3 protein-coding genes are annotated in these 10,495 nt (G+C 67.0%); 1 reads left to right on the forward strand and 2 read right to left on the reverse strand.

From position 1 onward, the window contains the following. Positions 1 to 67: 67 nt before the first annotated feature. Together GKC41_RS04240 and GKC41_RS04245 are read right to left on the reverse strand one after the other, a co-directional pair. Positions 68 to 4,108, reverse strand: coding sequence for an ATP-dependent DNA helicase (locus tag GKC41_RS04240; protein WP_229281620.1), 4,041 nt, complete (start codon positions 4,106 to 4,108; stop codon positions 68 to 70). Next, complete coding sequence (locus tag GKC41_RS04245) at positions 4,105 to 8,688, reverse strand: PD-(D/E)XK nuclease family protein (RefSeq protein WP_195760159.1); 4,584 nt, start codon at positions 8,686 to 8,688, stop codon at positions 4,105 to 4,107. Before GKC41_RS04245 ends, GKC41_RS04240 begins: the two co-directional genes overlap by 4 nt. Before the next feature lie 155 nt (positions 8,689 to 8,843). Here GKC41_RS04245 and GKC41_RS04250 point away from each other — a divergent pair, with 155 nt between their 5' ends. Then, positions 8,844 to 10,430, forward strand: coding sequence for a serine/threonine protein kinase (locus GKC41_RS04250; RefSeq protein WP_154313122.1), 1,587 nt, complete (start codon positions 8,844 to 8,846; stop codon positions 10,428 to 10,430). Positions 10,431 to 10,495: the final 65 nt, after the last annotated feature.

Genomic DNA, 10,495 nt, shown 5'->3' on the forward strand with positions numbered 1-10,495 from the left:
CGCCTGCTGTTCATGATTGCTGATGCGCGACACCCATCGCCCTTGTCTGGCGGGGTCTGCCGCAGACTCAGTCCTCGTCCGACTGCTCGGGTATGCCCTCGGCCAGGGTTGCGAGAATTTCTTCTTCGGTCCTGGCACGGGCCCGGATGAGTCGATCCTGGGGCCGGTCTTCGCTTACATAATAAAGGCAGGCGTCGATGGTCGACAGGCCGATACCCTCCAAGCGTGACAGGAGCAGCCGGTAGAAGTCCAACTGGACCAGACGGCGGTTGGTTGACTCCTCTCCGTGCGGTCGTGCTCCGGTCTTCCAGTCCACGATGGTGTAGCGCAGATCCGGGCGATCAGGGTCCAGTCCGCCGGCAAAGACCGCATCCAGCTTGCCCTTGACGATGGAGCCGGCCAGCACCGCCACGATGGGCCGTTCCACCCAGACGGGGGTGCGTTGGGCCCAGTCGGACTCAGCCAGCCGCCGCTCCCAGGTCAGCAGACGGGCCTGAACGGGATCGGCCTTGGGATCCAGGGTCTCCCGCTCCTGGTCAAGCCCGGTCAGCATGCGGGCCCGCTCAGCCATGGCCCCGGGACCCAGTGGGCCATCGAGCAGGTTCGCTGTCTCCGCCTGATCGGGCAGGTCCACCAGTCCTTGGGGGGCGGAGATTTCGGGCAGGATGAAGCGCCTGGCCCAGTCGTGGAAGCGGGTGCCTGCCTCGGCCTGCGGGGAGGCCACCTGTGGTATGGGCCTGACCAGCCCCTGCCAGTAGTCCCTCTCCATCTTGGGATCGCCCCCTGCCGAACCGGCCTGGATGGCGGTGACGCTGCTAGCCCCATGCCCCAGAATCCGACGGCCGGTGCGCCGCAGCAGATCCAGGTCCGTAAGCAGCTGGTCGTCGGCAACCCCCAGGCGGCCGGTGCTGACCTGCAGGACGCGGACCGCATTGGCGTAAAGCCCGTCATCGCCCTCCTCAGGCATTGCGGGGTTGCCCGGTTTTCCAGCGCGCACCCAGGCGGCCGAGCGATTCAAAGCTCCGCGTGTGCGCGCATTCAGGACAGGGGGCCATAGCGCCTGATCCCGCTGACCGTCGCGGGCGGCGATCTGGTCCACCTCTTCCAGGGCGCGGTCGACGATAGCCTGGCGGTAGGACTGGGCATGCTCACCGACAAAGAGCCCCAAGGGCGGCGTTGGCTGGCCCTCCTGGGCATCCTCTGCCTGCTCCAGCTTGACCGCATCGGGCTCTTCCTGGAAGAGCTCCACCAGCTCGGTCCAGAAGTTGGAGGCCTTATCCGGGTCCGGAGCCGGCGTGTTCAGGGCGGCAGCCTCCGCCTGGGAATCCTGGCTGAAGGTCAGCAGCAGGTCATGCCGGGCCCTTGTCGCCGCCACGTAGATCAGCCGTCGCTCGTCGTCCAGCAGCCGACGGCCGTACTGTTCGCGCTGAGAGGGGGCGATGGCATCAGCCCGGACCGGGCGGGCCTGGTCGTCCATCCCGCTCTCCCGAGACAGACCCATGGCCTCCTCCTCCAGGCTTGTCAGATCCAGCCGACCCAGCAGATCCTCTGGGTCGGCTCCCAGGGGGGCGTCGTGGGGAAAGCGGGGCAGGATCATGGCATCAGCCCGGACCGGCACCGGCACGGCCTGGGGATCGACCAGCCAGGTACGGGCCGTGCAGTTGTACTGGTAGAGCGGGCCGTCCGGGGATTGGACCACCGGCTGGTCCAAGGCGGGCTTGACCGTGAGCCGGTCGCCCTGGCTGCTGGGAAAGGCTCCACGCTTGAGCCCGACCACCGCCACGGCATCCCATTCCAGACCCTTGGCCTGGTGAACGGTCATCAGGGCCACATCGGCCTGTCGGTCGTCCCCGTCAGTGGGCATTTCGGGGCTCTGGTCCAGCGAGGACAGCCAAGAGACGAATCCGCGCAGGCTGGGCCCCAGGCCTTGGGGCAGCTCGGACAGGTAGACATCCACCTGGTCCAGCAGGGCCTGAATGCCGGCCTTGGCCTGACTGGGCTCCAGAGAACGTTCAGGATTGGCCAGGGAGCGGGCCAGCACCAGGTCCACGTCCAGGTCCAGGGCACGGATGGCGGCGATGACCACCTGACGCAGGGGGGCCGAGGACTCGGCCTGGACCTGGCAGATGACCCGGGCGGCCTCGGCGGCCAGGACCCGTCCCCTGGCGGAAAGCCCGGAGCTCTTCAAGAGGTCCGGCAGGTCATCGCGCAGCAACAGGTCCACCAGGAAGACGTCGTTGGGGACCTGGTCACGGTAACGGTGCAGATCCTCGCGACGACGGCGCGGATTGAGGTCGGACTCGACCAGGCCGGCACGGACCAGGGCCCGATACTGGCTGTCCTCGTTGACCTTGGCGGCCAGGGAGGCCAGAGCGCTCAGGTCGGCCGCGTCCATGCCGAACCGGGCCGAGGCCAGCAGGCGCATCAGGGAATCGCTGTCGGTGTGGTCGCAGATCAGGGAGAGCAGGGCCCTGAGATCCATGACCTCGGGCCGGTCAAAGAGGGAGGAGTACCCGACGACCTGGCAGCTCAGTCCCGCAGCCTCCATGGCCTGGCGGTACCTGGGCAGGGCGGCCTTGGAGCGGAAGAGGACAGCCACGTGCGGCGCGTCACCTTGGTTGCCATAGAGCTCGCGGGCTCTGAGGGCGAACCTGACCACGCCATCAATCTCCTGGCCACCGGTGCTGTAGCCCAAGAGGCCCACGGTACCCGGGTCAGCGTCCTCACGGGGACGGAGCCTGGCCACGTCCACCTCGCGCAGTTCCGCCTCCGATCGGCTCTCCTGTCCCCGGTGGCGTAGGGGGACGGTCAGCTGGTTGGCGGCCTTGAGCACCCAGCTGGAGTTGCGGAAGGTGCGCGACAGGGTCAGCGGGTCCTGGTCCTGCGAGCGCCCAAAGGCTGTCACGCCAGACAAAGGCCCGCTGCCGGAGTCGGGTCGGTCGGCCAACATGCCGAACTGGGCCTGGAAGGTGCGGAAGGCCCCGGGACTGGCCCCGCGCCAAGCATAGATGGACTGGAAGGGATCGCCCACGGCGGTCACGGCCGACCTGCCGGGAGCCTGGTCCGCACTCCCCTGATCCTCCTGCCGATTCTGCGGGTGGAAGATGGCCGCCAGAAGCAGGGCCTGGGTGGTGGAAGTATCCTGGTATTCATCCAGAAAAACGTGGCTGTAGCGGCGCCTCAGCTGGGCGCTGATGGAGGGGAAACGCTCGACCAGCTGGAAGGCGGCCAGGGTGAAGTCGCCGAACTCGGCCATGTTGGCCTGACGCTTGGCCCGCTGGTAGTCCTGGACCAGGGTTAGCAGCTTCTCACGCGTCAGAACCGCCCGTCGCATGGTATCCACCCGGTAGAGGCGAATGCTCCGCCGCTTGTCTCGGAAGTCCTTGATTTTGCCCTGGTAGTGCTCGTCGGTCTCCTTCTTGCTTCGCTTGGGCGGCGAGGTGCTGACTGTGGGCTCGGCGGCCGGCACGGGCTGGTCGCCGATGAGCTGGTCCGCACGATCCACAAAGGCGCGGTCCCAGGCGCGGATCCGCTCCACGGCCTGGTCGAAATCTGGGCAGTCGCTGCTGATCATGGAGGTGGTCACCGCCCCGGTCAGCCCCAGGACCCGGTTGACGGTGGTCGAGAAGGTCGCGGAGCCCAGGTCGTCGGATTCGCCATCCTGCGCCGTGGCACCGGCGGGAAAGATCAGATCCAGATGGTCGGCGACCACCTGGGAGGCCAGCTGGTAGGCCCCCGCCGAGCTCAGGGGACGGGTATCCTGGTCCATGCCCACCAGCAGGCCGTACTGGCGCACGATGGACTGGAAGAAGGCATCATAGGTGGACACGGTCGGCTTGAGGAAGTTGCGCTCAGGGTCCACGCCCGAGGCTCCTCTGCCCTGGTCGCGTCGGATGACCGCCGCCCCCACCCTGGACTGGAGCTCGGAGGCGGCCTTACGGGTGAAGGTCAACCCCAGAATCTGCTCGGAGGGCACTCCCCGACGGATCAGCGCGATGATCCGGCTGGTCATGGTCATGGTCTTGCCCGAGCCGGCCCCGGCCACCACCAGAAGATCCTCGTTGACATCCGCATAGACGATGGCGGATTGTTCGGCAGTCTGCTTCATTCCTGATCCTCCAGTAGACTGGGCGCCACCAGTTGCCATGCCTGACATTCCTGGCCATTGCCGGCCCGATGGCAGCGGGCCGGGTCGAAGACCGCGTCATCCCGGCCCGCCGTCAGCTTGACCCCGGCAGCGAAGAAGACCCTGGCTATCATGGTCAGCCCCCATACAGCCTGGGAGGAGACCCGGGCGGCCCGGACCATGGCCCACAGGTCCGCATCCACCCCGGGCGGAACCTGTTCGGACAGGTCCGCAGGCTCGGCCTTGGACTTGAGCGGAGAGGGCATGCCGGTTCTGGGCTGAGCGATGGTGACCAGCCTGTCGCGCTCGAACAGTGGAGGCTGGTAGGCCATCTCCTCCCGGCGCAGCCCTGTTTGCGCATCCTTGGGCGGCGTCTGCAGCTGCAGGAGCAGGGACTGGCTCAGCTTCATCCCCTCGGTCCTTTCCAGATCGGGGGCCTGGGGCAGGCTCCAGGCCGCCCCCACCTCCGGGCTGCTGCCAGGAGTGGGTGGGAAGGCCAGTCCCAGCTGATAGCAGACCAGCTGCAGGTCGTTGAAGAGCTGCCCCTGGGTATAGGGGACTCTGCCGGTCTTGTAGTCCACCAGCCGCAGACGGATGCCCTCGGGCAGGGACCTAACCTCCAGACGGTCAATGCGGCCGGTCAGCCTGACTGTGGTCCTGGCACCCAGGGCTGAAGGGAAGCCGTCGACCAGGCCGGACATCAGGGCGAAGAGCCCATCGGCATCCAGAGGCCTATCGGGGAAAGTGGCCTTCCAAAGTGGAACCAGGTCCTCCACGGACAGGCTGACGTCGAAGGAGCGCTCGCTCTGCACCCCCAGCAGATCGCCGACCGGGACCGGATTCCTGCCCTCCAGGCCGTATTCGGAATCCGGGGAGCGCACGAAATAAGAGGCCAGGTTGTCCAGGATGGACTCCACCCGGCTGCTGCGGCCGCGCTGGTCATAGAGCTCGTCGGGGTCCCGCAGGCGCTGTTCCTGGGGAGCCAGATCCTGGTAGATGTCCAGGAGTGCATCCCGCACCTGCTGCTGGCGGGTGTCCGGGTCGCCATGGCCGGGACGGTCCAAGCCCTGGGCCGTACCCTCGCTGGCCACCTTGTGAATCAGGGAGCCGAACTCCGTGGGCACCCTGGATGGGGAGGGGCCGGAGAACTGATCGCCCAGGGCCCACTCCAGGGGGCAGTTCCAGATGGCATCGACCGCCGAGGGTGAGAGGAGAACCACCTGGCGGTCGGACCCGTGTTCGTGGCGGTGCTCATGACGCTGGTCACGGTCATGGCTTGGACCCGCCTGGGTGTTTTGATTGGAGGAAGCAGGTGCGGAACGGGAGGCACGGTCCTTTTCAACAACCGATGCGACACCTGCGGCGGCGGCCACAGCCCTTGACCCGGCAGCCTGCTCAACCGGGGCCCCTTCATCCGAAACCTGCTCATCTGAAGCATGCCGGTCCGGGGCCGACCCGACCGTGGACTGTCCGTCTGGGGCATGCTGATCCAATGTCGACTGGTCGTAGAGGAAGGGCCAATGCCGTGGATCGGCCGAATCCTGACCCTGGTCGACCAGCAGCCGCAGGGTTTGTACGGCATCGTCCACCCGGTCACGGTCAATCCGGTCCTCCGGAAGCAACGCCTGGACAGCCAGGATGGATCGGGCGGCCGCAGTCAGGCCCCTGGGAGACACCTCCAGCCCCCCATAGCGCTCACTGCCGCCTGAGCCAGCACCGACCATGCTGAACTCGGCCTGACTCATATCCGCAGTGCGTGGATAGCGTTCGGGCAGGTAACCGTAGAGGAAGTCCGATGGAACCAGGTCATCGTTCCAGACCGCGCTGATGCGCACCTGGGTCCGGGCCCGGGTCAGCGCCTCCAGAAAGCCCTTCTTCTCGGCGTAGAGGATGGAGCGCAGGGCCGGATCGTGGCTGAGCGTGTCCGCCAGGGGGTCGCCGATGCGATTGTGCAGGACCAGGTCGGCCAGCTCCTCGGCTCCGAACATGGTGTCGCGGGGAATCAGGTTGGGCCAGACCCCGTCCTGGACGGCGGGCAGCCAGACCAGGGGCCAGTCGGCGGCCAGGGCAGCAGCGCCGGCGGGTGTGGTCAGCGTGACGGCGTGCTCAATGGGCCCGATCCGCGCCAGGGAGTCGGCCTCGATCTGCATGGTGCGCACCTGGTCCATGAAGGCCTCGACCGTGGGAAAACGACGGGAGTCAGCCGCGTACTGGAAGAGCCGCATGAGCGCGTCCAGGCGGTCGTTGGCCTCCTCCCCCTCCTGGGTGGCCATCAGGGCCCTCCGCTGCCAGTCATCGGCCAGGTCCAGACTCCGCCAGGCCTCCCAGAGCACGTATTGGGGCTGACGGTCCTCCAGGGCGCTGATGCGGGTGGCCGTCAGACGCAGAACCTGCAGGGCCTTGTCCAGAACCTGTACGTCGGGATCCTCCCGGCGACCTCCGGCGATGGCGGTCATGGCCTCCAGGATGATTCCCGAGGATCGGTCATCCGGGTCCAGAACCAGCAGGGTCTCCAGGGCCTGAACGGAAAGAATGGCTGGCCGTTGGTCATCCCGGTCGCCCAGATCCACCGGCTGGTCGGGGGCCGGGGCAGTGGAGAAGGGACCGGACGCTGCCCCTGGCTCGACGGAATCATGCCTGGCCAACAGGGAATCGTCGACACTGATGCCGGATGAACGGTCCCGCTGAGCCCGCCGCTCGGCCAGATCCTCCACCCAGGTCCGCCAGGCCTGTCCAAGGAGCGGCAGATCGTCCAAGGTGCCCGACGAGTCCGCCTCGCTTCCCTGCCGGCCGGACAGGGGGGCCAATGCGGCCATGGTCTCCATGATGGACTCCAGGCGCTCCATCCTGACGGGACGCTCTGCACGAGCGGCGGTGGCGGGGACCCGGAAGAGGGGGCCGGCCATCAGGGTGCGCAGGCGCGAACGGATCCAGGCGGCCACCTGGGCAGGATCGTCCGGGTCGCTTCCGGCAGTTCCAGGGTCCAGTACCGACTGGGCCAGCTCGACCAGGGCAAAGAGACCCTGGATGGCTGGCTCCTGGCTGAGCGGACGGGTCACTGAGGAAAAGCGCACCGGCACGCCCTGCACACGCAGTTTGCGGCCCAGCGTGCGCAGGGTCATGTTGTCGTGGGCGATGACGGCCATGTCGTTCCAGTCACGTTTCTGGGCCAGGAACTCATGCTTGATCTGCCAGACCAGGTCGTCATCCTCCTGGTCGGGGGTACGGAAGAGCCTGGTCTGCACGCTGCCGTCGCGGATAAGACTGTCGCCGTCGGTCAGAGGCGCCACCGGTCCGGCGCCGGGCCAGGCGGGCAGCTTGCCGGGTCTGGCAGGCAGGGGGGTATCGTCCTCCTCAACCCCGGCGATGCCCAGGCTGACCCTGGCAGCCACCAGGTCGGCGTAGGAACCCGGAGCCGCCGAATCTGAACCCTGGCGGCCTTCGGTATGTTCTTCGACTGCTTTCGGAACCACCATCCTCCGGGGTTTCAGGGTCAGGGTGGCGGCGCCCAGGCAGGCGAAGTCCTGGGCCAGAAGGGGGGCGGCGTCACCTGGCACAGGCTTGGCCAGGGTCGTCAGACGAGTGGCCAGAAATTCCGGATAGGAGCCACGGAAGGACTGGACCGACTGGTCGGGATTGCCCACCAGAAGAAGTCGGCAACCGGCCCGGTTCAACCCCTGCAGCAGGCCCATCCCGGCCAGGGTGACGTCCTGCCAATCGTCCACGACCAACAGGTCGGGCAGGTCGTCATCAGCCAGTCCATCCAGGCTGCGGGAGGCTTCGACCATGAGCTTGGAGGGGTCCAGACGGAATTCATCCGGGTAGCTCTCGGTGATGCTCTGGCGGTATTCGTCCTCCAAGGCGAAGGCCAGCCGCCACTGCAGGCCTAGCCGATCGCGGCGGTCGGGGTCCATGGGCTGTATGGCCAGGGTGTCCAGAAGCTGGTCCCGGTCCCCCCTGTCCAGGCCCAATTCCGTCATGCGGGCGAACATGTCCCGTAGCTGGGCGATGAACCTGTCGGCGACCCCTACGACCCGTCCCTGTCCGTCGCCGACCAGGACGGAGGACCAGCCCGCCCCGTTGCGAAAGTAGCGTTCCAGGAGTCGGCAGACCGCGCAGTCGTCCCCGGCCTGGACGTGCTCCAGGTGGACGGTCATGACCTGCCTGAGCAGGGCATCCTCCTCGGCGCCGTTGAGCAGCCTGGGCAGAAGCGGATCGCGGCCTCCCTGGGCCAACCGGGACCGTGTCAGCAGACGGAAGGCCAGGGCCTGCAGGGTGCCCACAGGCCGGGTACGGTCGGACCTGCCCCGCTCAAGAATGACCTGGCGGCTGACCTGGTCGGCTGCGGTCCTACCTGATACGGCCATGCTGGCACCGTCGCCGAACCGTTCCGTGCCGGCCAGCAGGGCCCGGGTAGCCAGCCTGGTCTTGCCGCTGCGGGGAGGACCAGCCACCACCAGGGCACGGGTGGGCCGACCCTCCCCGTTCCGGAGCCGATCGCCGATAAGGGCGCGGACCGGTTCCATGGCCTCTTGCGGATCCACCGGTGGCTGCTTGCTCATAGCTACAAGAATAGGGTCCGGCATGGTCCATCCGCAGGCCTCGGAAGCCGCTGGTCCGGGACCGTCCTTGGGCGGTTGAAAGGATGACCGATCGGGAGCGGCGTGCTGTTATCGTGGATAGCAGTTGTCAGGCAGTCCTTGGGAGGTGATGTCCCTTGCAGCAGAATGGTTCCCAGGCCCGGCACCCGGGTGCGGTCCCATCCATGGACCAGGCGCCAACGCTGCCCGGGCTGCGGCTTATGCGCCCCTTGGATCTGGGAGGCACCGCCGCCGTCTACCTGTACGAGCAGGAAGGGCTCAACCGACCCGTAGCGGTCAAGGTGGCCCTCCAAGGCAGCATGGACCAGCAGACCCATCAGATCTTTCTGCGGGAGGCCAAGACCCTGGCCAAGCTCTCCACCCACCCCTGCATCCTGAGCATCTACCAGGCGCTGGTCAGCGATGACGGACGGGATTGCCTGGTGCTCGAATACGCTCCGGGCGGCAGCTGCAAGACCATCATGCTTCACGGGGGCATGGACCAGGAAGGCGTGCTGGACCTGGGTGTGCGCATGGCCTCGGCACTCTGCTGCGCCCATGAGCGCGGAATCCTGCACCGGGACGTCAAACCCAGCAACTTTCTGATCACAGACCAGGGTCTGCCCGTCCTGGCCGACTTCGGCATCTCCTCGGGCATCTATGGAAGCGAACGGGCCGGCGGACTTTCCATACCCTGGGCGGCCCCGGAGGTCCTGGCGAACCGCTCGGGAGGGTCGGAGGCAAGCGACATCTACTCCCTGGGAGCCTCGCTCTTCGGCATGCTGGCCGGCCGCTCCCCCTACGAATACGCTTACCGGGCCCGGGATGAGGATGACCTGACCCGGCTGATCCTGACAGCGGAAACCCCGGTTCTGCACATGGGCGAGGCCTCCCCCACGCTGGCCGCCGTCCTGGAGAAGGCCATGGCCCATGACCGAGACGACCGCTATTACTCGGCGCTGGAGTTCGGGCGGGCCCTCCAGGAGGTCCAACAAGAACTCTACGGCCATGCAACGCCCTTCATCGGCGAGGGAATCGGCCCCTACCCCACGGAGGATGTACGTTCACACTCCCGGACAGGAGACATTGCTGGCCGACCCATTGCAGGCCGAGGGGGAAAGCGACCAGAGAATAAGGAATCCGGCCACCCCTGGGCTGGTGCACGGGCCAGCTCCCAACCACGTCTGCGCCCAGACAGGGATGCGTTCGCCGACTATGAAGGCAGCCAGGCCAAGCGGTTTTTGGGCGGCCGCTGCCGTGTGGTCCTTTTGGGACTGATCCTCGCTGTCATCCTGGCCCTGGTACTGGTCTGGGCCCTGGTTGTCGGCCTGCCAAACAGATCCGAGCGTGGTTCACGGCCGACTACTACAGGTTCCTCCCAGGCCCAATCCCGACAGGCTCAGTCCCCGGACCCGACGGATTCGAGTGACCCCCAGGATCTGCAGGAGGGGCCGGTTCCCTCGCCCACCCAGGGTCAAGGCCACTACCAGGGCACCACGGCTGTTTTCACCTGGGCCAATCCCGATCCCAAACCAGGAGACACCTATGTTTGGCATCCCCTGGACCAGGGCGGCGCCGGAGACCGTGGCCGCAGCGTGCAGACCCGACAGCCGACCGCCCGCATCGACAGTCCGCAGGGGGGCCAGACCTGCATCAGTGTCACCCTGGTGCGGGCCGACAGGAGCATGTCCCAGGAACCCACCATCATCTGCGCCGTTCAATGAGCCCGGTGGATGGATTTTCACATTCGACCACCCCGACTTTCACAGACCGCCAAGACCCGGCAAAC

The sequence above is a fragment of the Bifidobacterium asteroides genome (assembly GCF_009683175.1).
Lineage (GTDB): Bacteria > Actinomycetota > Actinomycetes > Actinomycetales > Bifidobacteriaceae > Bombiscardovia > Bombiscardovia asteroides_H.

Bases quoted from the DNA above. Each gene is read 5' to 3' on its own strand.
- GKC41_RS04240 (WP_229281620.1), bottom strand. From the start codon at position 4,108: ATGAAGCAGACTGCCGAACAATCCGCCATCGTCTATGCGGATGTCAAC.
- GKC41_RS04245 (WP_195760159.1), bottom strand. From the start codon at position 8,688: ATGAGCAAGCAGCCACCGGTGGATCCGCAAGAGGCCATGGAACCGGTC.